The following is a 25,823-nucleotide window of genomic DNA, read 5'->3' as shown; positions in this document are numbered from 1 at the left end:
ACTTTCCAATGGTGCCCAGAGTAATGTTTGGTAATGGTTGTTTTGACCAGTTGCATGAGATATTACTTCCCAAAAGGAAAAATAGTGACTCTGCTTTTATATTTCTTGTAGATGATATTTTTGAGAGAAAAATTGATGTGATTTCTCGTATTCCAGTATTATTCAATGATAGAATTATTTTTATTTCTGCCGATGAGGAGCCTAAAACAGCTCAAGTAGATATTCTGGTAGATCACATTAAAAATAATGTGTCACCTTCACCAGATGGTATTATTGGCATAGGTGGTGGTACCGTAATGGATTTAGCGAAAGCAGTCTCTTTACTCTTTACAAACTCAGGGAATGCTGCAGACTATCAGGGATGGGACTTGGTAAGTAATAAGGGATTATATCATGTTGGAATACCCACTATTAGCGGTACTGGAGCAGAAGTGTCTAGAACAACGGTGCTTTCGGGGCCCGATAAAAAATTAGGAATAAATTCAGATTTTACTCCTTTTGATCAGGTAGTGTTAGATCCACAATTAACCCAAGGTGTATCAAAAGAACAATGGTTTTATACAGGAATGGACTGCTATATACATTGTATAGAGTCACTTAATGGAAGTTTTTTAAATGCCTTTAGCCAAAGCTATGGAGAGAAAGCATTTGATTTATGTCTAGATGTTTTTACGAATACTAATATCTCTAATAATGAAAGCAGAAGCAAATTAATGATGGCTTCATGGCATGGAGGCATGAGTATTGCTTATTCTCAAGTAGGCATAGCACATGCAATAAGTTACGGGCTCTCTTACGTTTTAGGCATTCGTCATGGAGAAGGAAATTGTTTGGTATTTGATCATTTAGAAGAGTACTATCCAGAAGGTGTAAAAACCTTTAAAAAAATGAAAGAGATAAACGAGGTAGAGTTACGCAAAGGGATTTGTGCAAATCTTAGTGAAGCAGATTATCTTAAAATGACGCAAATTGCCCTAAGCTTGGAACCGCTATGGGAGAATGCTTTAGGGAAAGATTGGAAAAGCATCATAACTCCAAAAAAGTTACAAAACATTTACGAAAAAATTTAGCGATGAATCAACAAACAAATCAGTTTAAAACAATTCAGGTAATAGGGATAGGGCTCCTATCTGGGATCGCATTTTTTTTAGTTATTTCATTATGGTTACAAGATACTGTTTCCATGGATTATGATGCGGAAGATTTTATGCTACCCATAGCATTTATGCTTTTTTTTTCTGGAGCGATTGCTGCGTTTTACTTAGTGAATAGATTCTTAGTGCCTCCAACCTCCTATAATTTATCCGCTAAAATATCTAATTATCAAACAAAAATTATTATTAAAATGGCATTGTTAGAAGGGCCTTCTTTCTTTGCAATTTTTCAGTTTTTAAATTCCGGTTCTTTACTCTACCTTTTAATTCCTTTGTTTGCTGTAATACTTATGGTATATTTATTTCCAAGTAAGCATAAATTTATTTCAGAATACCAACTTTCAATGCAAGACAAAATAATAATTGATAAAATGAACTAATGCACTGGATTTCAAAAATTATTTTTTACAAGATACTTAGATGGAAGATAGAGGGAGAATTCCCAGACGTTAAAAAGATGGTCATAATTGTAGTTCCGCATACCAGTTGGCATGATTTCTATATAGGTGTATTGTTAAGAGCGATTAAAAAAATTGAAATTAATTTTATAGGTAAGAAAGAAATATTTAGATGGCCTTTTGGTGCTTATTTTAGATGGATGGGAGGGGCACCTATAGATCGCACATCTGGTCAAGATAAAGTAAAGGCTATTGCAGCTATTTTTAAAAACAGAGAAGTTTTCAGATTATCATTGGCTCCCGAAGGAACTCGGAAAAAAGTTGATCAATGGAAAACGGGATTCTATTATATAGCCATTGAAGCAGAGGTTCCCATTGTAATGGTAGCGTTTGATTTTGGAACAAAAACGGTAAAAATATCAGAGGCTTTTTATCCTACAGACGATAAAGAGAAAGATTTTACTTTTATGAAATCCTTTTTTAAGGGAGTAATAGGAAAGGTTCCTGAATATTCTTGGGAAGAATCTATTTCTTAAGAAAGAACCCAGGTTTTACCCCAGGTTATACTAAATCAAAAAGTTTATTTACGGAGTATCTATAGTTTTACTATAGATTATTGGTAAAAGACTAAGGTCATTTCCGTCAAATATGATAGTTATAAGTTCGTCGTAATTTGTGTTTGGAACTTCAATTGCTCGGGCATATTCTAGATGTAGTTCTTCTAGATCTTTCAACGCGTCAAAATCTTCCGGTAAATTCGCAGGAATACTAGATAATGAAGTGAAATTAGATTGATTGCCGTTTGCATATACTTCCCATCTTAGCGCATCAGAGATACCGTTTTCACCTTTCAACGTCCAGAAGGTTTTGGAAGTGGTAAAAGTATTATCTGTATTTATTTGATAATTTAAAAATGAAGCCTGCTCAATAGTCAAAACAGGATCAATTGGAGTAAATTCAGACGGAATTGTACCATTTGTTACTTGTAAGTATGCTGCATTAACATTTTGAGCATAGATGCTCAACTGATAGTTACTAAAGAAATTATTCATAGAGTATACGGTGAAATTATTTTGTGAAAGAACCGGACTATACGTATTGTAAAGTAAATTATTACCATCTGGATTTTCAAAGTCGCTATTTTGATATCCAACTAGTTTTGTTCTTAATTGTACATCGCTTATAGAACTTGTTATTTGGTGACTATTTTCCATTTCGGTTCCAGCGGCTACATCAACTTGATTAACCTCATCACTGGTAAGTGTCAAAACTTGATATTTTGGAATACTTGAGGAGACGTCTTCTATAGTAGTAAAAGTAGTCTGAAGATTCGCATAATTTCCAATGCCAAATGAGGTTTCGGTGTTTGGAGGTATGATAGAGAGACTTCCTGGAGTGAATCGGTTGTTTGCAGAAAACACAAATTCATCTAGGCGATTGGGTACGTTTGATAATTGTACTTGTACAGATTCCGTTGAGGTCCCAGAGGGTCTTGACCTTATTGTAATTAGTTGTTCTGGATTTATATTCAAATAGGTTTTAGCTTCTATACGATTTTGATTAGCTCTGTATGTAAATAAACTAACATTTAAACCATCAAGCTCATTATTACTTTCTAAAGTAATAGATTGGCTATTATTAAGACTTCCAAATCCAGATGTGATGTTTTCGTCCTCTATATTCTGTACCAAGTAATAAAAAGTATCTCCTTGTTGTAGATAATCGCTGTCCATTTCAAGGGTGAGTATAGCAGTAGGTTCCTGTTGTGCAATATCTTGACTGTCGTCTACAGTGCAACTGCTGAATATTAGTAAAGTGACAATACTGAATAGAAAATTAAGTTTCATACAAATAAATTAGCTTTGGTTCTTTCTTTTTAGTCTGCCAATTTCAATATTGGTTGCGTGATCTTATAAAAAAAGCGTGAAATTCTAAAAATTCACGCTTTTGATTTACAGAAAGAAATGTTTATTCTGTTTCTTGCATAGTATGATATACATTTTGAACATCATCATCTTCTTCCAGTAATTCCAGTAGCTTCTCTACATCAGTAGCTTCTTCTTCGGTTAGGCTTTTAGTAACTTGAGGAATTCGCTCAAACCCAGAAGATAGGATTTCAATTTGGCGGTTTTCCAGTTCTTTTTGAATGGCTCCAAAGCTGTTAAAGGGTGCATAAAGCATAATACCATCATCATCAACAAACACTTCTTCAACGCCAAAATCTATAAATTCTAGTTCTAATTCTTCGGGGTCTAAACCTTCAGGAGTAATTCTAAAATTACAGCTGTGATCAAACATAAATTCTACAGAACCACTGGTACCCAAACTACCATTACATTTATTAAAATAACTGCGAACATTGGCAACAGTTCTGTTATTATTATCGGTAGCTGTTTCTACCAAGACTGCAATTCCATTAGCAGCATACCCTTCAAATAGAGCCTCTTTATAATTTTCAGTATTCTTATCAGATGCTTTCTTTATGGCTCTTTCAATATTATCTTTAGGCATATTGACAGCCTTAGCATTCTGTATAACAGCTCTAAGTCTTGAATTAGATTCAGGGTTCGGCCCTCCTTCCTTTACCGCCATCACAATATCTTTACCTATTCTTGTAAAGGTTTTAGCCATGGCAGACCAACGTTTCATTTTCCTTGCCTTTCTGAATTCAAAAGCTCTTCCCATAAAATTTAGTATTTAATAATACAAATGTAGCGAAATTGTAAAATTTTGAAAACCGCTAACCACTACTTATTCGCTTTGAATTATATTTTCAATTACCTGGGCAAGTTCAAAATCTTTTTCGGTGACTCCTCCAGCATCATGTGTAGATAAGCGTATGGTTAATTTATTATAAACGTTAGTCCAGTCTGGGTGATGATGCAGTGCCTCTGCTTCAAAAGCAATTCTTGACATTACTGAAAAAGTGTCTTTGAAATCTGGAAATTCAAAAGTAGTTTCTATCGCATTATCCAGGTATTCCCATCCTTCTAGTTTTTTCAGGTTACTTTCAATTTCTCTTTCTGTGTATTTTTTCATAATCGTATGGTTTTAAAATGAATTAATTCTTTTTTTTAAGAGGGCTAATAGTATCTTCAATTACCTCACTGCTAGTTATTTGTAAATTCTTAGGCAATAATTTATCCTTTGGCAGTACCGCCAGAAAACGATCAAAATTAGAAGTATAAACATTCTTGAACGTAGGGTTAGCCAGATTCAGTTTTTCTATCATTTCTTTTATAAATTCATCATGATGTATTAGATCTGTACTCCCTAGATGAAAAATTCCTTTCTTATTTCTATTAATAATGTAATGAATCTGAAGCGCTAATCTATCTGCAGTTGTTACATTCATTACTAAATCAGGAAAAACTTCATAAGGTTCTTTATGAATAATACTCTCTTTTATTTCTTTCACTCTGGGAGACTGGAAGCCAAAAACCATAGGTAATCGTATAATGCAATAATGTTTTTCTGGCAGACGTAAAAAGAGATTTTCAATTCTAATTTTTAGTTTTCCATAAATACTTTCAGAGAGGGTTTTATCATATTCATAAGAGGGATAATTACTAAAGGCATCAAACACATTTGCAGAAGAAAGAAAGAGTATTTTACATCCCGTTTGAATGCTGTAGGAAACAATTTCTTCATGTAATTCAATTTGTCCTTCAAAATTACCTCTCAAGCATGAAATTATATGGGTTGGTTTTAACTCATTCAATAGTATGTCTAATCCTTCTCTTTCAAAGTCAAATTGAAAAAAATGTTTGTTTTTAGAAAAAGACTTTGCGGTGAAATAGGTACCATAAGTATCAAAATAAGCACATAATTCCCTGTAAAGGGTATTACCTATAAATCCGCTGCCTCCTAATATGAGAATTTTTTTCAAATCAATTAAAATATAGAGAGTCCGGTTAAAGTAGTAAACCTTTCTAATGCTTGCATGCCTAAAGTAGAATTTCCTTTTGCATTTAATCCAGGAGACCACGCGGCTATAGAGTACATTCCAGGTAGTACTGCTACAATACCTCCACCTACACCACTTTTTCCGGGAAGACCAACTTCAAAAGCAAATTCTCCAGCTTCATCATAAAACCCACATGTAATCATTAATGCATTAATCCTTTTTACTTGACCCAGTGTTAAGAATGTTTTGTTTCTAGTACATTTCCCTCCATGGGTAAAAATATAAAATGCTTTGGTGAGTTGCTCACAAGACATTGCCAAAGAACACTGGTAGAAATAAAAATCTAGTACTTTTTCAACATCGTTATGAAGGTTATTGAATGACTTTAGTAGGTTTGCTGCTGCATAGTTTCTATAACCTGTAGCTTTTTCAGAGGCTGCAACAGCCTCATCATAGTGAATATCTTCGTCATCTGTTAATTCGCGTACATACTGTAAAAAAGCTTTTTTTGGGTCTTCAAATTGAGATACCAGCATATCCGAAATCACCAAAGCACCTGCATTGATAAACGGATTTCGAGGAATTCCTTTTTCCAGTTCTAGCAAGGATAGAAAATTGAATGGATTTCCGGAGGGTTCTACATCTACACGTTCTAAAATATCTGCTCCAAGTATTCTTGACGCCTGTGCCAATGTCAATACTTTGGAAATACTTTGAATTGAGAACTTTTCAAAAGCATCCCCTACATTAAATTGCTGATTACTGTTGGTTCTTAAATGGATACCAAATTTATTTAAATCCACTGTTTTTAGCTCAGGGATATACGTAGCTACTTGACCTCTGTTTTTAGTGGTAAATGCTTTTTGCTGAATACGATCCAAAACTTGCTGAAAGTCAACCTTATTTATCATTTTTATAAAAAGGGAGTTTGATCACTTTTGCAGGAATAAGCTTCTTTCTAATTTGGATATAAAGAAGGCTTTCAGGCTTAGAAAGCGCTATAGGTACATATCCTAGACCAATTCCTTTTCCAATTGATGGAGCCATAGTACCACTGGTGACTATACCTAAGATGTTGCCTTCTTCATTAGTAATTTGATAGTCTTTTCTTGGAATACCGCGTTCTAACAATTCAAAACCTACTAATTTTTTTGTAATTCCTTCTTCTTTTTGTTTTCTTAAATTTTCTGAGTTCACAAAGTCTTTTGAAAATTTGGTAATCCAACCCAGACCAGCTTCTAAAGGAGAAGTATGATCATCTATATCATTTCCATACAAACAATATCCCATTTCCAATCTTAACGTATCTCTTGCGGCTAGACCTATTGGCTTAATATCTAAGTCCATTAATTTTTCCCAAATTTGTTTTGCATCTTTATTATGACAATAGATTTCAAAACCTCCACTTCCTGTATATCCAGTTGCAGAAATAATAACATGCTCTGCACCTGCAAAATCTCCAATTTCAAAATGATAATATTTAATACTATCTAAATCTACAGAGGTTAGTGATGCAATTTTTTCAGCTGTTTTAGGACCTTGAATGGCTAATAAAGAAAAATCATCAGATATATTTTGCAGGGTTGCATTTACATCGTTGTGTTGATTGATCCATTTCCAGTCTTTTTCAATGTTAGATGCATTTACCACTAATAAATACTCTTCTTCTTTTATTTGGTAAACAATAAGATCATCTACAATACCTCCATTATCATTAGGAAAGCAACTATATTGGGCTTTACCAATTTCTAATTTCGAGGCATCATTACTGGTTACTTTTTGAATGAGTTCAAGCGCGTTAGGCCCTTTTACTAGAAATTCACCCATATGGCTTACATCAAAAACACCTGTTTCCTTTCTTACAGTTTCATGTTCTATAGTAACACCCTCATATTGAACAGGCATGTTGTAACCTGCAAAAGGAACCATTTTAGCACCCAGCGCAATATGGACATCAGTAAGGATTGTATTCTTCATTTAAAATAGTTTTGGCAATAGACTCAAAATGAATTATTCTGAATTTAAGTTGCGCAAATTTATTGAAAATACATGTAATCCTTGTTAAGAATACAATTTTGTTTTGAGGAGCTAAAGATCAATAATTTCTCTTTTTAAAGATTAATTTATAAAGATTCAAGAAGATAAGACTTCAATTTTTCGTAGCTATCTATTTTAATACTTTTTTTCTCTTTATCCATTACCTCTTTTATCTGAGAGGGGATTTCTAGTTTTTTACCAATAATGGGTTCTACAACATCTCTGAATTTTACTGGATGTGCAGTTTCTAAAAAAATACCCAAGCAATTATCATCTTCTGTGTTCAGATAATCATTAAGCCCTAAATAACCAACTGCTCCATGCGGATCTGCTATATAACCGGAAGTTTTATAAATAGATTTTAGTGCTCTTCTTGTTTCCTTGTCTGTATAGCTATATGAGGAAAACACAGATTTTAATTTATGAATGTCATTATTCATAAGTTTTTGAATCCTGATAAAATTACTCGGATTTCCAACATCCATTGCATTTGAGATGGTTTGTTTAGATGGCTTTGGTTGATATATTCCAGTTTCTAAAAATTGTAAAACAGTATCATTTACATTAGTAGATGCAATAAAGTGATGAATAGGCAAGCCTAAACGAGCGGCTACCATTCCAGCACAAATATTACCAAAATTTCCACTAGGTACAGAAAAAACTACTTTTTCATTAGAAGTCACTAGAGCTTTATAGGCGAAAAAAAAGTACAACATTTGAGGTAACCATCTAGCAACATTTATTGAATTTGCAGAGGTAAGGGAGATGGATGAAAGTTGAGAATCAATAAATGCTGATTTTACCATTTCCTGGCAATCGTCAAATGTACCATCTACTTCAAGTGCTGTAATATTCTGGCCGAGTGTGGTTAATTGTTTTTCTTGAATATCACTCACTTTTCCAGAAGGGTAGAGGATTACTACTTTAACCCCCTTTACGCCAAGAAAACCACTTGCAACTGCCCCACCTGTATCTCCAGATGTAGCTACCAGAACTGTAACTTCTCTATCTTGGGTATCTTTATTGAAGTACCTTAAACAACGCGCCATAAATCGTGCACCCACGTCTTTGAAAGCCATAGTTGGGCCATGAAATAGTTCCAGTGAATAAATGTGGTCTGCAATTTTTACTATCGGAAACTCAAAACATAAAGTCTCTTTAATAATTTGTTGGAGTTCTTTCTTTGGAATTTCATCACCAACAAACTGCTCTATTGCTATCATAGCAATTTCTTCATGACTCAGGTTCTGAAGATTTTCAATAAAATCTGTTGGAAGTGGCTTAATATCTTCAGGGAAATAAAGTCCGCGATCAGGAGCAATTCCTTTAATAACGGCTTCTTTGAAGCTTGTCTTGGATGAGTTATTGTTTAAACTTGAATAATTCATGATTCAATGATAATGGTAATTTTGAATATTTATTTTTGAGTGGTTAGGGTTTTTACACCAGCCGTATTAATGGTTGAAACGTGGGTTTCATAGGGTAGATTTATGGCATCATACACTAATTTGATTTCTGTTTCTACCTTCTTTGCTATTTTCATACCCTTGCACAAAGCAAAAATTGAAGGGCCTGAACCAGAAATACCGCTTCCAAGGGCGCCGGCATTTATCGAAGCCTCTTTCACAGCATTAAATTTAGGAATTAAATTACTTCTAGCTGGTTCTGCAATTACATCAACTAAAGACCTGCTTATAAGATCATAATCATTAGAATACAAACCGCTAATAAGCCCTCCTAGATTTCCCCATTGTGTAATCGCATTCTTTAAGGATACAGAATCAGAAAGCAAGGCTCTTGCTTCTGAGGTCTTTATTTCAATCTGAGGATGAATTACTACCACGGTTAATTCTTCTGGTGAAGGAATTTTTATGATATCTAAAGGATCATACCCTCTGACCAATGTAAACCCTCCCAAAATAGCTGGGGCTACGTTATCTGCATGTGCAGAACCGGAAGCAAGAACCTCACCTTGCATGGCATGGTAAACTAACTCTGTAGAATTCAACGGTGATCCCGCTAATTTATTTATGGCATAAACTGCACCAGCTGCACTAGCTGCACTGCTTCCAATACCACTTCCTGGTTTTATTCTTTTTGAGATTTCTATTTCAAAACCAAAAGGAACATGAAGTTGTTTAAGAAGAGACAGTGCCGCAACACCTGCTACATTTTTTTCTGGTTGGAGTGGAAGCTCCTGACCTGTGATTTTGTTAATTCGGATTATTCTATCCTTAATTTTTCGAACGGTCATTTCATCTCCTACAGATTCAAGACACAATCCTAAAACATCAAAACCACAGGATATATTTGCTACGGTTGCCGGGCAAAAAACTTTAATCTCATTCATTTAAAACTCTTATAAAAGGTTTTACATATTCTCTATTTATCCTATTTGAAAATTGCCTACTCGTATAATATCAGCAAAAATACCGGAAGCAGTAACTTCTGCGCCTGCACCCGCTCCTTTAATAAGCAGAGGCTGATCTTTATATCTGTCGGTAAAAAACAATACAATATTGTCTTTTCCGGCAAGATTGTAAAAAGGATGTTCTTTTGCTACTTCTTGAATTCCTACATGTGCTTCACCATTTTCAAATTGTGCAACATATTTGAGACACTTTTCTTGTTTGGCAGCACTTTCATAAATCTTTTTAAAATGTTTTTCATGAGATGAAAGTGATTCTAAAAACGTTTCAACAGTTGTGGTTTTAAGACTTTCTTCTGGTAAAAAATTGTTATTTTTTATATCATCAATTTCTAGCTGATATCCACTTTCCCTAGCCAGAATTAAAATTTTTCTCATTACATCAATTCCGCTAAGATCAATTTTAGGGTCTGGTTCTGTATAACCTTCTTCACCCGCTTGTTTAACTACTTGTTCAAAGGAAGTTTGCCCATCATAATTATTAAAAATAAAGTTTAGACTTCCAGATAAAACTGCCTGTATTTTAATAATTTTATCTCCTGATGCAACTAGGTTTTTTAAGGTGTCAATGATAGGAAGTCCCGCACCTACATTGGTTTCAAATAGAAAGGGAGCTCCATATTTTGTAGAAAGAGCCTTTAGTTTTAAGTAGTTTTGGTATTCAGAAGCACAGGCAATCTTATTGCAGGTTACGACAGCAATACTGTTTCTAAGATAACCTTCATAAGTTGCTGCAATGGTATTACTAGCTGTGTTGTCTACAAAGATGCTATTATGTAAATTCTTAGCCAATACTTTCTTTAAAAATAAATCAGGATTAGCTTTTTCACCATTTTTTAAAGCTTCTTCCCATGTTTTAAGATCAACACCATTTTCTTTAAATATCATAGTTCTGGAATTGGAAATACCTATTACCTTAATATTTAATTTAAGTGTTTTTTTGACATACTTGTGTTGTGCAGCAATTTGCCCTAGAAACTTACTCCCAACGTTTCCTACGCCCATAATAAAAAGGTTAAGCTGCTTGATATTATCTTCAAAAAAGCGTTCATGTAATGTATTTAAGGCTTTGGAAACATCTTCTTGTTTAATAACTGCGGATATATTTCTTTCTGAAGCTCCTTGTGCGATAGCTCTTATGTTAACATTATTTGCACCAAGTGCACTAAACATTTTACCGCTTAAACCTTGGTGACTTTTCATATGGTCTCCTACCAACGCAATAATGGATAAACCTTTCTCAACAATGCACGGCTTTATTCTTTTACCACTTATTTCATATTCAAAAGCTTTGTCTACTAATTTTTTTGCTTTGTCAGCATCTTTATTTGCTACTCCAATACATATAGAATGTTCAGATGAAGCTTGTGTAATCATTACCACACTTATTTGTTCTAAAGAAAGCACTTCAAAAAAGCGTTTGGAAATACCGGGTATTCCAATCATTCCACTTCCTTCCAAAGTGAGTAGTGTAATATGGTCTATATGACTAATACCTCTAACCGGTTTTTCATTTTCATTGGTCATTTTTGAAATAAGAGTTCCCGCGGCTTCTGGTTTAAAAGTATTTTTAATTCTAATTGGAATTCCTTTGGAAAAGACCGGTTGTACAGTAGGTGGATACAATACTTTGGCACCAAAATGCGACAACTCCATAGCTTCTTCATAAGAAATTTCAGGAATTGCAAATGCATGCTTTACCAACTTTGGGTTTGCCGTATACATACCACTTACATCTGTCCATATTTCTAAGGAACTTTTTTCAATTGCTCCTGCTATAATGGCAGCCGTATAATCTGAGCCTCCTCTTCCTAGCGTAGTTGAATCACCTTCCAATGATTTAGCTACAAAACCAGGGACAACAATGATTTGATAACTTACAGTTTCAAAATAGTTTGCACATAAAACATTGGTTACATTAAAATCTACCGCTGCTTGTCCAAAATTTGAATCTGTCTTAATAAGAAGTCTGCTATCTTTGCGTATAGCGTCTAATTTCTCATAATTAAAATATGAATTGATAATGTAAGACGACAATAGTTCCCCATAACTAAGCACTTTATCACTCAATTTTGGTGTGATCTCACCTATAAGAAACGCTCCATCCAATAATGTTTTTAAAATTTCAAACTCACTAAGAATATGTTGTATGGCTTCCTTTTCTTCTTCACCATTTAGCAATATATTAATGGTTTCAAGATGTCTGGTTTTAATACGCTCATAAATCTTTTCGTAATCAGTATTTTGTTGTGAAGCCGTTTCTAATGCCTCAATGAGTAAATCAGTCACCCCGCCAAGAGCAGAAACCACAATTACCAATTGGCTTTCTTTTGCGTAGGCCGCACTAATGTTTTTAACTCGTTTTATATTTTCTGCATTGGCAACTGAGGTGCCTCCAAATTTTAGAACCTTCATTATGATTTTATTAATTCAAAAGAAATTTTAGATCGCTTTCTGATATATTCAGAAAGGAAACGGATGGATGCTATTTATGAACGTACCCCCATAGGGGTAATAATAGAAGAAATTGTAATATTCATAATTATAGCACATGCTGCTAAGCAGAAAATTGATATAACTAGAATGGGTACAATCAGATACATTAATATGGCTATTTAATCTGCGTAAAAGTAGTATTTTTACAAGTCCAAACAAAGACGCAAGTAATTTTTACTGATTTAACAAATTATTATCAATTTTAGCTTTAAATGAAAATATTTTCTGCAAATCAGCTCTATGAAGCTGACAAATTCACAATAAAAGAGCAACAAATCAGTAGCACAGATTTAATGGAACGTGCAGGTATTGGAGTCTTTAACTGGCTTGAAGATAGATTACAACAATCTCAGGTCACCATTGAGGTTTTCTGTGGAATTGGAAATAATGGAGGTGATGGTCTTGTAATAGCTAGACATCTATTGCAAAATGGATATGCTGTTAATGTATATATTGTTAATTTTAGTGACAAACGCTCAAAGGACTTTCTTATTAATTTAGACCGTTTAAAAAATGATGGCTGTTGGCCTGTTTTTTTATCCGAGAATACAGAACTCCCTAGTATCAATAAAGAAGCTATTGTAATTGACGCAATTTTTGGAATAGGTCTTTCTAGAACTCCTGCTATTTGGGTATTGAAAATCATTCAGCACATAAATAAAAGTAATGCATTTGTTCTTGCAATAGATATTCCTTCAGGACTTTATATGGATAAAATTCCTGAGCAATCTCAAGCAATCATTCATGCAAGTCATGTAATTAGTTTTCAAACACCTAAATTAGTCTTTTTTCTTCCAGAAACAGGAATCTATATGAATAGTTGGGAGGTAATTGATATTGGTTTGGCACCAAGTTATATTCAAGAAACCCATCCAATCGCAGAAATTATTGATAAGTCAACCATACTTTCATTTTATCAACCAAGAGTTAAATATGCCCATAAAGGCACCTATGGTCATAGCTTGATTGTAGGTGGAAGTCATGGTAAAATTGGTGCAGTACTGCTAGCTGCGAAAGCTTGTCTTTGTACAGGAGCGGGAAAGGTAACTGCCTATATACCCAGTTGTGGTTATATACCTTTTCAGTCTTCTTTACCCGAAATTATGGTTGAAACAGACTCACATTCGGAGATTATAACATCCATAAATATTTCTTTTAAAGTAGATGCTATCGCAATAGGAATGGGTATGGGAACTCATTCAAAAAGTGTAAATGCTTTTAAGACTTTTTTAGAAAATCAGAGAAAACCTTTAGTTTTAGATGCGGATGCCTTGAACATTTTAGGAGTTCATAATAATTTACTGGATTTAATCCCTCAAGACTCAATATTGACACCGCATCCGGGAGAGCTAAAGCGATTGGTAGGTTCATGGGTAGATGACTTTGATAAAATTGAAAAGGCGAAGAATTTTGCAAATAAGTATAAAATAGTGTTGGTGGTAAAAGGTGCGCATACGTTGATTTTTCACCATAAAAACATATACATTAATACAACAGGAAATCCAGGAATGGCTACTGCAGGTAGCGGAGATGTGCTTGCGGGAATGATTACATCTTTTATTTCACAAGGATATTCATCTCTAGAAGCCTCTATATTTGCGGTTTATTTACATGGAAAGGCAGGAGATTTAGCTTTGCCCAATATGGGATACCAAGCCTTAACTGCGGGTAAGATTATTGATTTTATAGGCCAAGCTTTTATTGAATTATTTGCCCCTCCGCAGCCACAAAATCACAATACATAAAACTATTCAATCAATAAATGGAGATATACTTTAAAAGAATATATTTTTAAACAACCAATCAATGAAGAATATACATTATATCAGTTCTGATATTCTTACTGTTGAAACTATTTATAAGATTATGAAAAATGATTTATCATTAGCTCTTTCTGAAGAAGCAAGGGTCAAGATAAAAAAAAGTAGAGACTATCTTAATAAAAAGTTACAATCGCAAACAGAACCTATTTATGGTATTAACACAGGTTTCGGATCGCTGTGCAATATTAAGATCTCAAATGAACATTTGGCGGTATTACAAGAAAATCTTGTAATGTCTCACGCTTGTGGCACTGGTGACCCAGTACCTATTGAGATCATTCGTTTGATGCTATTATTAAAAATACAATCCTTAAGCTATGGATATAGCGGAATTGAACTTACTACGGTTAATAGACTTATTGAATTTTATAACCACAAAATATATCCCATAATTTATACTCAGGGTTCTTTAGGCGCTTCTGGAGATTTAGCGCCTTTGGCACATTTAGCACTTCCGTTACTAGGTAAAGGAGAAGTCTATATAAATTCTAAAATAATTTCTTCTACAGAGATGTTAAAGAGATTTAATTGGCAACCCCTTAAATTACAGGCAAAGGAAGGCCTCGCTTTATTAAATGGAACTCAGTTTATGAGTGCGTATGGAGTGTATTTACTAATTGAGAGTTATAAGTGTTCTTACTTTGCAGATTTGATATCTTCTCTTTCTTTTGATGCTTTTTTATGCAGAAAACAGCCCTTAGATATGAGAATCCATTTAATAAGACCTCATCGCGGACAGATAAAAACTGCGGAGCGATTGAATATTTTTTTAAAAGGTAGTGGACTTCTTGAAACTGAAAAAAATCAAGTTCAAGATCCGTATTCTTTTAGATGTATACCACAGGTTCATGGGGCTACAAAGGATACGCTGAGATTTTTTAGAAAAACAATCAAAACCGAGATTAATTCTGTAACAGATAATCCTAACATTTTTGAGGAAGATGATCTGATTCTTTCTGGAGGTAATTTTCACGGGCAACCTCTTGCATTGGGTTTAGATTATATGGCAATTGCACTTTCTGAATTAGGTAGTATTTCTGAAAGAAGAATTTTTCAATTGATCTCTGGAAGTCGCAACCTTCCAGCATTTTTGGTCAATGATCCAGGGCTTAATTCGGGTTTAATGATTCCGCAATATGTAGCTGCAAGTATAACAAGTGAGAACAAACAATTAGCAACCCCGGCGAGTATAGATAGTATTGTTTCTTCAAATGGGCAAGAAGATCATGTGAGCATGGGAGCTAATTCTGCAACCAAGGCTTTTCGGATTCTTAAAAATATAGAACGCATTCTGGCTATTGAGTTGCTTACGGCTTCTCAGGCATTGGTATTTAGAGAACCTGAAAAAACGTCTCCTTTTTTAGAAAACTTTCTTAGATTGTACCGATTAGAAATACCTTTTGTAAATGAAGACAGGATTTTACATTACGATATTGAAAAAACGTGTGATTTTTTCAAGGCATATACAATTAACGAGTCTTTTCTTGTTGATTAGTAATTACTACAATGTTATGAATCCACCTTTGTGCTTCTTCTAGAGAGTTGAAGTATTCAAATGGCTTTTCAAAAAATATCTTTTCAATGGTAGCACTCAGTTTTTGAGCAGGTTCAGAAATAACTACCGCGATGGCAACAAGATTAGGTAGTTTTCCAGTTTCAATATATACTGTAGGATCTACAGAATAGGAGTTAAGTCTATAAGAGATATATCCAAAAGGTGTACTAGCATAGTAATTTTGGCATATGTTGATAAGATCCTTATTTTCTTTAGACATAAGGTCTACACCTTCATTGATAATTCCAACAGCGTGATGTTCATGAAGCTCAAAAGCACCAAATGATAAATTTATTTTCTTACTCATAGTTTTGGGGGAAGATTTATGAGAATTTTATTACGTAAAAATAAAAAACATTTCTTCAATTAAATTAAATGTTTTTTAACCCATGCAATTGCATCCTCTTTTCTGTTAAATAATCTCATAGGTTTAGATTCAAAAAAATGTTTTTCAATTTTAAAATTATGTTTATCCGCGGCTTTAACAGACACAATAGCAAAAGCTTTCAAGTTTGATAGGTTTTTAATGTGAATGTATATTGTTGGATCAATAGAATATGAGTTATCCCTGATGGTAATATACGCAAAATTTCTATCTCTAAAATGTACTTCAGAGATTCCTATAAGTTCAAAAATTCTTTCGAGAGTAACTACAATTCCTTCATTAAGTTTTGAAACCATAAAGTCTTCATAGACCCAAACCTCTCCTATTTCGAGCTTATAACATTTTATACTATTTTCATTGGTTAGTGTCATAATCTACTCGTTAAGGTATAGCTTTCATTTTCAAAAAGAAAAAGTTCTAGATGAAAGACATAAATTTTATGTGAAGAGAGTTTTATGACCGAATTCCTCTTGAAGATTTAGTTGTATTTTTTTCAATAGCTTGAATAATTGAAGCCGCAATATCTATTCCCGTAGCAGATTCTATTCCTTCCAGTCCCGGAGAAGAGTTCACTTCAAGTAATAAGGGGCCTTTGCTAGATCTTATAATATCTACGCCAGCAATATGTAAACCCATTGCCTTGGTAGCCTTAAGAGCCATTTTTTTCTCTTCCGGGCTCACTTTTATTATTGATGCAGTGCCTCCTAAATGCATATTGGCTCTAAACTCGCCTGGAAGAGCTTCTCTTTGCATAGAAGCTACTACCTTTCCATTAATTACAAAACATCTAATATCTTTACCATCTGCTTCCTTAATAAATTCCTGTACAAGAATATTAGCATTCAAACTTTTAAATGCGTTGATAACACTTTCTGCTGCTTTTTTTGTCTCTGCAAGAACTACTCCCTTGCCTTGTGTGCCTTCTAGTAATTTGATTATAAGAGGCGATCCACCAACCATCTTTATGAGGTCATTGGTATCAAGAGGTGAGTTTGCAAAACCTGTAGTTGGAATATCAACACCATTATTTAACAATAGTTGTAATGAGTAGAGTTTGTCTCTTGAGTGACTTATAGCTGCTGCACTATTGAGACAAAATACTTTTAATGCTTCAAATTGTCTCGTTAAGGCACAACCATAAAAGGTCATACTAGGGCGTATTCTTGGGATGACAGCATCAAGATCGTTTAAAACTTTTCCACCTCTATAATGTATTTCTGGAGTTTTAGCATCTAGTTTCATATAGCATTGCCTTATATTAAAGAACTTGATATCGTGTCCCATTTGTTCTCCTGCTTCTATAATTCTACGATTACTATACAGATTAGGATTACTGGCAAGAAGTCCTATTTTGAGGCCTCCGCTATTACTTTCTTCAGAATTATATTTAATATTTACTTCATCCTCATTTAGTGACCCTAATAAAAAACTTTCCGCCGGATCTACAATCATCTTCCCAGCCATTGCTTCGCGCCCTAGTAGCATTCTGTATCCCATAGAATCCCGATTTGTAAGCGTAAGTTCTATATCCCAGCAGTTTTCACCAATTTCCATGGTTGTTTTAACTACATATCGTTTTTCTCTATTCCCTGTAGAGCTTTTAACCGTTCTTTGATCAATTACGCGAGCTTCGCAGTGCTTTACTTTTTTTCCATTAAACTGTAGCGGAAATACATCAAAAGTAACCCAAGGTTCATTGTTTCTTTGAAAAGTTTGAATATTTACTGCATGTAAGGCAGATGTTTTAGCGCCACTATCAACTCTTACTTTTATCGCAGGAATAGAAAATGAAGGAAGAGATATCCATTCTTCACTACCTATAATGGTTTTTTGATTATTCATAATTGAAAAAATTAGAAGGCGAAAGTAGTAAAGAATAATTAAGGCTTGAAAAAAAAATAGGTAAAAAACAATTGAAAATTTCTGAAATTTAAACAGTTTTCATAAAAAAAGCGTATAGATTTATTTCTATACGCTTTTTATAAAATTCTTCTTGTTTATCGCTAGGATTCTGGAGACTTTTCTTCTTTACGAATCACTACTGTTAGCTCTTCTTTATCTTTGTCAAGATCCATATAAATCTCATCTCCTTCGTCTATTTTAGAGGTAATAATCTCTTCAGCGAGTGCGTCTTCGATATATTTCTGAATAGCTCTCTTTAGTGGTCTAGCACCATATTGTTTGTCAAAACCTTTATCAGCAATATAGTCTTTGGCTGTTTCACTTAAATGAAGTACATATCCAAGTTCTTTAATTCTGCCGTAGAGTTTATCAAGTTCAATATCAATAATTTGGTGGATGTGCTCTTTTTCAAGAGGATTAAACACAACTACATCATCAATTCTATTTAGAAATTCTGGAGCGAAAGATTTTTTTAAGGCATTTTCAATAACACTTTTTTGATATTCATCTGCCTGTGATTTTCTAGCTGCCGTGCCAAATCCAACACCTTGACCGAAATCTTTAAGTTGTCTTGCACCAATGTTAGAAGTCATGATAATAATGGCATTTCTAAAATCAATTTTGCGTCCTAAACTATCTGTGAGATAACCATCATCTAAAACTTGTAGAAGCATATTAAAAACATCTGGATGTGCCTTTTCTACTTCGTCCAATAATATTACAGCGTAAGGTTTTCTTCGTACTTTCTCGGTTAGCTGTCCTCCTTCTTCATAGCCTACGTACCCTGGAGGTGCTCCAATAAGTCTTGATATGGCAAATTTTTCCATATACTCACTCATATCAATACGAATAAGTGCATCTTCAGAATCAAATAGTTCACTGGCCAGTACTTTGGCTAACTGCGTTTTACCAACACCAGTTTGCCCTAAGAAAATAAAAGATCCTATGGGTTTATTAGGATCTTTAAGGCCCGCTCTATTGCGTTGAATTGCTTTGGAAACCTTCTTCACAGCTTCATCTTGCCCAATAACCCGTCCTTTTATTAATTCGGGTAATAGCGCTAGTTTATTGCTTTCTGTCTGTGCTATTCTGTTTACAGGAATACCGCTCATCATTGAAACCACATCTGCAACATTATCTTCAGTAACGGTTTCTCTGTGAAGTTTACTTTCTTCTTCCCATCTTTCCTGAGCAGTTAAAAGTTCTTTTTCGAGTCTTTTCTCATCATCTCTAAGCTTAGCAGCTTCTTCATATTTCTGTTTCTTTACGACTGTATTTTTAAGTTCACGCACATCTTCCAACTGTTTTTCGAGCTCAAGAATTTGTTTAGGAACCTGCATGTTGGTAATGTGTACACGGGAACCAGCTTCGTCTAAAGCGTCTATAGCTTTGTCTGGTAAAAACCGATCTGTCATGTATCTATTAGTAAGTTTTACACAGGCATCAATAGCAGCTTCTGTATAATTTACATTGTGATGTTCTTCATATTTTTCTTTAATGTTTTGAAGAATTTCTATGGTTTCTTCAACATTAGTTGGTTCTACAATTACTTTCTGAAACCTTCTTTCAAGTGCTCCGTCTTTTTCAATATACTGTCTGTATTCATCTAAAGTAGTGGCTCCAATGCATTGTATTTCACCTCTTGCTAAGGCAGGTTTAAACATATTAGAAGCATCAAGACTTCCTGTGGCGCCACCTGCACCTACGATGGTATGAATTTCATCAATAAATAAAATAATATCATCATTTTTTTCCAGTTCATTCATCACCGCTTTCATTCGCTCTTCAAACTGCCCTCTGTACTTGGTTCCTGCTACCAAACTAGCTAAATCTAACGTAACTACTCTTTTATTATAAAGAATACGAGAAACTTTCTTCTTGATAATGCGGAGGGCAAGACCTTCTGCTATTGCAGATTTACCAACACCAGGTTCACCAATGAGCAAAGGATTGTTCTTTTTACGGCGACTCAAAATTTGAGAAACACGCTCAATTTCTTTCGCTCTTCCCACTACGGGATCTAATTTTCCTTCTTCTGCATGTGCCGTTAGGTCTCGACCAAAATTATCTAATACCGGTGTTTTGGATTTTTTATTAGATTTTCCGGCGCCTTGATTGCTAAAAGGGTTATCACGTGAATCCTCTGCAGAACCTGAGTCATCTGAATATGATTCGGCAGAAGGGGAGTCTATATAATCATCATCGCTTGTTATCATATATTTAAATTGTTCTTTAACATTGTCATAATCAACTTTAAGTTTATTAAGCAATTTGGTGGTTGGGTCGTTTTCATTTCGTAAAATGCACAATAATAAATGCGCAGTATTAATAGAGGAACTTTGAAACAATTTTGCTTCCAAAAAAGTTGTTTTTAACGCTCTCTCTGCTTGTCTTGTCAAATGTAAATTCTTTTTATCATTGGCTACTATACCAGTATTCGGGTTAGCAGGACTAAGAATTTCTACTTTTCTTCTCAAGTGGTCTAAGTCTATTTCAAGAGCATTTAGGATATTAATTGCCTTGCCGCTTCCATCTCTCAATAGGCCTAGCATTAGGTGTTCGGTTCCAATAAAATCGTGACCAAGACGCAGTGCTTCTTCTTTACTATAAGCGATTACGTCTTTAACTCTTGGGGAAAAATTATCATCCATATATTACTCCTTTCAACATCTAAAATAGTAAAAACAACCGTACGTATCAAAAATACACGTTAAATTTAACGGTATTCTAGTTTTGTTGATTTCTATCTTGTAACATTTATTTCAATTCAAAATATTTAGATCAAATAGCATGCCTTAATTTTAAATGTCATTTTGGTTACCTGCTTTTATAAGTTAGGAGTGCTCAAATTCAGTTAACAACCCTGATAGACGAGCCTTTCTGCATTTCTGGCAGTTTTAACTGACAAGGTGGCTATTTACTCATGTTTTGAGTCATTTAATAATGCTTTTTGCTAAAGAAATAATACTTTGATTTTTCTGGTAATATTTTGTTGATAAATTGATAAAAATTTGCCAAGTTTAGGAGCTTTAAGGGATGATATTTTGTGTATATTGCCACGATTGTTACTTAACCCAATAATATAAAATATTTAACATGGCGGAAGGAGAAAAGCTGATTCCTATTAACATTGAGGATGAAATGAAATCAGCCTATATTGACTATTCAATGTCGGTGATTGTTTCAAGAGCCTTACCTGATGTACGAGATGGTCTTAAACCAGTACATAGAAGAGTATTATACGGTATGTATGAGTTAGGTGTGATGAGCAATAGGGCTTACAAGAAATCTGCAAGGATAGTAGGAGAGGTTTTAGGAAAGTATCACCCACATGGTGACACCTCTGTTTATGATACGATGGTGCGGATGGCGCAAGAATGGAGTTTGCGCTACATGCTGGTAGACGGACAAGGGAATTTTGGTTCTGTGGATGGGGATAGCCCAGCCGCTATGAGATATACTGAAGCCAGAATGCGTAAGATTTCAGAGGATATGCTGGCTGATATTGATAAAGAAACGGTAGATCACCAATTAAACTTTGATGACACCTTAAAAGAGCCCACTGTTTTACCAACACGGGTGCCCAATTTATTGATTAATGGTGCCTCCGGTATTGCAGTAGGTATGGCAACCAATATGCCCCCACACAACCTTTCTGAAGTAGTAGATGGTACTATAGCATACATAAATAATCATGATATTGATATTGATGAACTAATTCAGCATATTAAAGCCCCCGATTTTCCTACAGGCGGAATTATTTATGGATATGATGGTGTTAGGGAGGCTTTTAAAACTGGACGGGGTAGAGTAGTGATGCGTGCCAAGGCAAATTTTGAAGAAATTGCCGGTAGAGAAGCAATTGTAGTAACCGAAATTCCATATCAGGTAAATAAAGCTGATATGATTAAAAAGACAGCGGATCTCGTCAATGATAAAAAAATAGAAGGTATTTCTACCATACGTGACGAATCTGACCGAAATGGAATGCGTATCGTTTATATATTAAAACGAGATGCTATTCCAAATATCGTTTTAAATACACTCTATAAATATACAGCTTTACAATCTTCTTTTAGTGTTAACAACATAGCACTCGTTAATGGGAGACCAAAATTGTTGAATCTTAAAGAAATGATTCATCATTTTGTTGAGCATAGACATGAGGTAGTTGTTCGCCGTACGGAATATGAACTTAGAAAAGCAGAAGAACGAGCCCATATACTTGAAGGGCTTATCATAGCTTCTGATAACATTGATGAGGTAATTGCTCTTATTCGTGCTTCCAGTAATACTGAGGAGGCTCGCGCTAAGTTGATAGAACGTTTTTCTTTATCGGAAATTCAAGCCAGAGCAATTGTTGAGATGAGACTTAGACAGCTTACAGGTTTAGAGCAGGATAAGTTAAGAGCAGAATACGAAGAGATCAAGAGTTTTATAGAAGATATGAAAGATATCCTCGCACGCAAGGAGCGCAGAATGGATATCATTAAAGAGGAGCTTCTAGTAGTAAAAGAAAAATATGGAGACGAAAGACGCTCTATTATTGAATACGCAGGAGGGGATCTCAGTATAGAAGACATGATTCCTGATGAACAGGTTGTACTAACCATTTCACATGCAGGATATATCAAACGTACATCACTATCAGAATATAAGACTCAAAATAGAGGGGGTGTAGGGCAGAAAGGTTCAGCTACTAGAAATGAAGACTTCCTAGAGCATTTATTCATAGGGACTAATCATCAATATATGCTTTTCTTCACTCAAAAAGGGAAATGTTTCTGGATGCGTGTTTATGAAATACCTGAAGGAAGTAAAACATCTAAAGGAAGAGCTATACAGAATTTGATTAATATTGAATCTGATGATAAAGTAAAGGCATTTATTTGCACACAGGATCTTAAAGATGAAGATTACATTAATAGTCATTATGTTATAATGGCCACTAAGAAAGGTACTGTAAAGAAGACTCCGCTTGAACAATATTCAAGACCTAGACAAAACGGAATTAATGCAATAACCATCAAGGAAGATGATGAATTATTAGAAGCGAAATTAACCACAGGAAACAGTCAAGTAATGTTAGCCGTTGCTTCTGGTAAAGCTATTCGTTTTGAAGAAGAAAAAACAAGACCAATGGGAAGAAATGCTTCAGGAGTTAGAGGTATTTCTCTTGCAGATGAGAATGATGAAGTAATTGGGATGGTGGCTATAGAGAATCCGCAGGAAGAGTCTGTTTTAGTAGTTTCTGAAAATGGTTATGGCAAAAGAACCTACATAGATGATCCAGAAGATGGAGAAGCAATATATCGTATTACAAACAGAGGAGGTAAAGGAGTTAAGACAATTTCTGTAACGGAAAAAACAGGAAAATTGGTAGCTATGAAAAGTGTGACCGATTCTGACGATCTTATGATTATCAATAAATCTGGTATTGCCATTCGCTTAAGTGTAGAAAATCTTCGTGTTATGGGAAGAGCTACACAAGGGGTTCGTCTTATAAATATTAAGGGAGATGATTCTATTGCTGCGGTTGCCAAGGTAATGAAAGAAGATGAAACTGAAGTTGAGGAGGAAAATAATGGCACAACAATTGATTAAGTAGTGATGAATTGTTTAATTTTGAAAAATAAATCAATAAAGAAATGAAAAAACAAATTGTAATATTCTCTGCTATATTGCTCTCAACTTTCGCTTTTGCGCAGAAAAATGAATTGAAAGAAGCTACCAAAGCACTTAAAAATGGGAATTCGGCGGATGCTAAAGTTGTCTTAGCTTCCCTAGAGGGAACCATTGATAGTGCGGATGAGAAATATCAAACACAATACTATTTTCTTAAGGGACAGGTATATCAAGATATGGCTGCAAAAGGACTCAATACTCAGACTTCTTATGAAACCTCTGTTGAAGCCTTTAAAAAGTTAATTAGTTTAGAAGAGTCTGGTAAAAAGAAATATACGGATGAAGCTAAAGTTGCTTTAGATAAAATGGCTGCAGAGTTGGTAGATGCCGCTGTAGTTGCAAATGAGAATAAGAATTATGATGTAGCGGCAAAGAAACTTCATATGGCTTATCTTATTGATAAAAAGAATACAGATTATCTTTATTTTGCCGCAACAACCGCGGTAATGTCTGAGGATTATGATAATGCTTTGGTGTATTATAAGGAACTTAAGGATATGGGATATACTGGTATCACTACCAAGTATTATGCTACAGATGTTGAAACTAATGAGGAGGGGGAAGTTTCTAAGACAGAGTATGAATTATACAAAAAGTCTAAAAACTATACGAATCTTCGTGAAAAAGAAACAGAATCTAGATTACCAGAAATTGTAAAGAATATAGCACTTATATACACCCAACAAGGTAAAGTAGAAGAAGCTATTGCTGCAGTAAAAGATGCTAGAGAAGCAAATCCGAAAGATATAGATCTTCTTTTGACCGAAGCGAATCTTTATATCAAAAACGGACAAAAAGATAAGTTTAAAGAAGTAATGGAGGAAGCGGTAGTTAAAGACCCTACTAATCCCGTACTTTACTTTAACCTTGGTGTTATTAATGCAGAACAAGGAGATTTAAAAGTAGCAAAATCTTATTATGAAAAAGCCCTTGAAGTAGATCCAAACTATAAGGATAGCTACCTGAATCTTTCAGCGCTTATTCTTGATCAGGAAGGTTCTATTGTAGAAGAAATGAATAGTCTTGGAACTTCTAGAGCAGATAATGCACGATATGATGAACTCAAAGCAAAAAGAGAAGACTTATACCGCTCTGCTATCCCGTATCTTGAAAAATTATTAGCCATAGACGAAAATGATTTAAATGCTTTGAAAACATTAATGAATATTTATGGCACTTTGGGAGAAAATGATAAGTTTAAAGAGGTAAAAGAAAAGATAACAGCGTTAGAACAATAGGAAAACTCTCTATCGTAAATATATAAAACAGAAAAAACCCGGATATATATCTGGGTTTTTCCATTTAAGGAATAATGCGTTTGATCACTCTGAGTTGATGAGAATAACGCCCTATTTCTGTATTGAAAATTCCAGTATGATCAATTCTGTCAATTCGTACTTTTCCAAAAGAATGAATAATGTAATTGTTATTCATTATAATGCCAACGTGCACAATCTTTCCTTCGCTATCGTCAAAAAAGGCAAGATCACCTTGTTCGCTTTCTTCAATGAAACTTAGAGGTTCTCCTTGGGTAGCCTGTTTTGTAGCTTCTCTTAAAAGTTTATAGCCACTTAATTTGTAAACCATTTGGGTGAAACCGGAGTTGTCAATCCCAAAAGGAGTTTTGCCCCCCCATAAGAATGGTGCATTAAGATAAAACAACGCGTTTTTTATAAGTTCTTCTCTATTCTTCAAACCAGTAGAACTAGAGCCATCAAAAGAATGATTTAATATTGTGGTAGCATTTATACATGACCCAATAACTAATGGGATTAAATTTTTTCCATCTGATACAAAATCGGTATAATCATTTGAAACATGACTTTCAGATTGATTAAACTCAATATATTTCTCTTCTGAAATGAATTTAAACTGATTATTTGCTACCCAACCCTCACAATGGTCAAAAGTATTTCGTATTCTGCTCCAGTATTTCCGTGTTTCAAGTACTTTAAAGTGTTCTCCGTAGAGCAGTTGTGAAACTTGCTCAGCTACATCTGAAGGTGCTGCCCTTTGGGGAATAATACTTAAATTACAAATACCGTATTGCATT

The 25,823-nt window shown here is 34.4% G+C and carries 21 protein-coding genes; 7 read left to right on the top strand and 14 right to left on the bottom strand.

The window, feature by feature from the left end:
* The first annotated feature begins 8 nt into the window (after window positions 1–8).
* From WBG07_RS02325 to WBG07_RS02315, 3 genes are read left to right on the top strand one after another with little or no spacing between them, the layout of a single operon-like run.
* Window positions 9–1,070, top strand: a complete 1,062-nt coding sequence (locus WBG07_RS02325; RefSeq protein WP_340198870.1) for an iron-containing alcohol dehydrogenase family protein — start codon at window positions 9–11, stop codon at window positions 1,068–1,070.
* Window positions 1,071–1,072: 2 nt separating this feature from the next.
* A complete protein-coding gene (locus WBG07_RS02320) occupies window positions 1,073–1,534 on the top strand; it encodes a hypothetical protein (protein WP_340198869.1) in 462 nt (153 codons plus the stop codon).
* The gene (locus WBG07_RS02315) at window positions 1,534–2,088 is read left to right on the top strand and encodes a 1-acyl-sn-glycerol-3-phosphate acyltransferase (RefSeq protein ID WP_340198868.1); all 555 of its coding nucleotides are present in this window, start codon (window positions 1,534–1,536) and stop codon (window positions 2,086–2,088) included. The genes WBG07_RS02320 and WBG07_RS02315 overlap by 1 nt, the downstream gene beginning before the upstream one ends.
* 48 nt (window positions 2,089–2,136) lie before the next feature.
* Here the strand turns inward: WBG07_RS02315 and WBG07_RS02310 are convergent, their stop codons facing one another.
* The 9 genes from WBG07_RS02310 to thrA all read right to left on the bottom strand — a co-directional run bounded on the left by WBG07_RS02310 (window position 2,137) and on the right by thrA (window position 12,339).
* Entirely contained in the window at window positions 2,137–3,399 is a 1,263-nt protein-coding gene (locus WBG07_RS02310; RefSeq protein ID WP_340198867.1) for a hypothetical protein, read from the bottom strand.
* A gap of 121 nt (window positions 3,400–3,520) precedes the next feature.
* Window positions 3,521–4,237: a YebC/PmpR family DNA-binding transcriptional regulator gene (locus tag WBG07_RS02305; protein ID WP_340198866.1), complete on the bottom strand. Its 717-nt coding sequence runs from the start codon at window positions 4,235–4,237 to the stop codon at window positions 3,521–3,523.
* Between the two features lie 66 nt (window positions 4,238–4,303).
* Window positions 4,304–4,591 carry a 4a-hydroxytetrahydrobiopterin dehydratase gene (locus tag WBG07_RS02300; RefSeq protein ID WP_340198865.1) on the bottom strand — a complete coding sequence of 96 codons (288 nt, stop codon included), beginning with the start codon at window positions 4,589–4,591 and terminating at the stop codon, window positions 4,304–4,306.
* A gap of 22 nt (window positions 4,592–4,613) precedes the next feature.
* The gene (locus tag WBG07_RS02295) at window positions 4,614–5,441 is read right to left on the bottom strand and encodes a sugar nucleotide-binding protein (protein ID WP_340198864.1); all 828 of its coding nucleotides are present in this window, start codon (window positions 5,439–5,441) and stop codon (window positions 4,614–4,616) included.
* Between the two features lie 5 nt (window positions 5,442–5,446).
* On the bottom strand, window positions 5,447–6,370 hold the full coding sequence (locus tag WBG07_RS02290; RefSeq protein ID WP_340198863.1) for a glutaminase: 924 nt from the start codon (window positions 6,368–6,370) through the stop codon (window positions 5,447–5,449).
* Window positions 6,360–7,436: a glycine cleavage system aminomethyltransferase GcvT gene (gene gcvT / locus WBG07_RS02285; protein WP_340198862.1), complete on the bottom strand. Its 1,077-nt coding sequence runs from the start codon at window positions 7,434–7,436 to the stop codon at window positions 6,360–6,362. Before gcvT ends, WBG07_RS02290 begins: the two co-directional genes overlap by 11 nt.
* A gap of 146 nt (window positions 7,437–7,582) precedes the next feature.
* The gene (thrC, locus tag WBG07_RS02280) at window positions 7,583–8,884 is read right to left on the bottom strand and encodes a threonine synthase (RefSeq protein ID WP_340198861.1); all 1,302 of its coding nucleotides are present in this window, start codon (window positions 8,882–8,884) and stop codon (window positions 7,583–7,585) included.
* A gap of 29 nt (window positions 8,885–8,913) precedes the next feature.
* Window positions 8,914–9,846, bottom strand: a complete 933-nt coding sequence (locus tag WBG07_RS02275) for a homoserine kinase (RefSeq protein ID WP_340198860.1) — start codon at window positions 9,844–9,846, stop codon at window positions 8,914–8,916.
* 36 nt (window positions 9,847–9,882) lie between these two features.
* Window positions 9,883–12,339, bottom strand: coding sequence for a bifunctional aspartate kinase/homoserine dehydrogenase I (gene thrA / locus WBG07_RS02270; protein WP_340198859.1), 2,457 nt, complete (start codon window positions 12,337–12,339; stop codon window positions 9,883–9,885).
* 293 nt (window positions 12,340–12,632) lie between these two features.
* Between thrA and WBG07_RS02265 the strand changes: the two genes are divergently transcribed.
* Both WBG07_RS02265 and hutH read left to right on the top strand, forming a co-directional pair.
* A complete protein-coding gene (locus WBG07_RS02265; RefSeq protein ID WP_340198858.1) occupies window positions 12,633–14,165 on the top strand; it encodes an NAD(P)H-hydrate dehydratase in 1,533 nt (510 codons plus the stop codon).
* 61 nt (window positions 14,166–14,226) lie between these two features.
* Window positions 14,227–15,738 (top strand): histidine ammonia-lyase, encoded by a 1,512-nt coding sequence (gene hutH / locus WBG07_RS02260; protein WP_340198857.1) that lies wholly within the window; start codon window positions 14,227–14,229, stop codon window positions 15,736–15,738.
* Here the strand turns inward: hutH and WBG07_RS02255 are convergent.
* The 4 genes from WBG07_RS02255 to WBG07_RS02240 all read right to left on the bottom strand — a co-directional run bounded on the left by WBG07_RS02255 (window position 15,713) and on the right by WBG07_RS02240 (window position 20,736).
* Window positions 15,713–16,105 carry a hypothetical protein gene (locus WBG07_RS02255; RefSeq protein WP_340198856.1) on the bottom strand — a complete coding sequence of 131 codons (393 nt, stop codon included), beginning with the start codon at window positions 16,103–16,105 and terminating at the stop codon, window positions 15,713–15,715. The two genes, hutH and WBG07_RS02255, sit on opposite strands and share 26 nt — an antisense overlap.
* A gap of 59 nt (window positions 16,106–16,164) precedes the next feature.
* Window positions 16,165–16,554: an STAS/SEC14 domain-containing protein gene (locus tag WBG07_RS02250; RefSeq protein WP_340198855.1), complete on the bottom strand. Its 390-nt coding sequence runs from the start codon at window positions 16,552–16,554 to the stop codon at window positions 16,165–16,167.
* Window positions 16,555–16,636: 82 nt separating this feature from the next.
* Window positions 16,637–18,025, bottom strand: coding sequence for a 30S ribosomal protein S6--L-glutamate ligase (gene rimK, locus WBG07_RS02245; RefSeq protein ID WP_340198854.1), 1,389 nt, complete (start codon window positions 18,023–18,025; stop codon window positions 16,637–16,639).
* Between the two features lie 161 nt (window positions 18,026–18,186).
* Window positions 18,187–20,736 carry an ATP-dependent Clp protease ATP-binding subunit gene (locus WBG07_RS02240; protein ID WP_340198853.1) on the bottom strand — a complete coding sequence of 850 codons (2,550 nt, stop codon included), beginning with the start codon at window positions 20,734–20,736 and terminating at the stop codon, window positions 18,187–18,189.
* 445 nt (window positions 20,737–21,181) lie between these two features.
* Here WBG07_RS02240 and gyrA point away from each other — a divergent pair, with 445 nt between their 5' ends.
* Both gyrA and WBG07_RS02230 read left to right on the top strand, forming a co-directional pair.
* Window positions 21,182–23,689, top strand: coding sequence for a DNA gyrase subunit A (gene gyrA / locus WBG07_RS02235; protein WP_340198852.1), 2,508 nt, complete (start codon window positions 21,182–21,184; stop codon window positions 23,687–23,689).
* Window positions 23,690–23,733: 44 nt separating this feature from the next.
* Window positions 23,734–25,008 carry a tetratricopeptide repeat protein gene (locus WBG07_RS02230; RefSeq protein WP_340198851.1) on the top strand — a complete coding sequence of 425 codons (1,275 nt, stop codon included), beginning with the start codon at window positions 23,734–23,736 and terminating at the stop codon, window positions 25,006–25,008.
* A 64-nt stretch (window positions 25,009–25,072) separates the two neighbouring features.
* Here the strand turns inward: WBG07_RS02230 and WBG07_RS02225 are convergent, their stop codons facing one another.
* Window positions 25,073–25,822, bottom strand: coding sequence for a C40 family peptidase (locus WBG07_RS02225; RefSeq protein ID WP_340198850.1), 750 nt, complete (start codon window positions 25,820–25,822; stop codon window positions 25,073–25,075).
* Between the last annotated feature and the right edge of the window lies 1 nt (window position 25,823).

The organism is Ascidiimonas meishanensis, assembly GCF_037782385.1.
GTDB classification, from domain to species: Bacteria; Bacteroidota; Bacteroidia; order Flavobacteriales; family Flavobacteriaceae; genus Ascidiimonas; species Ascidiimonas meishanensis.
The sequence above is the reverse complement of the archived record's forward strand: the minus strand, read 5'-3'. Positions and strand labels throughout refer to the sequence as shown.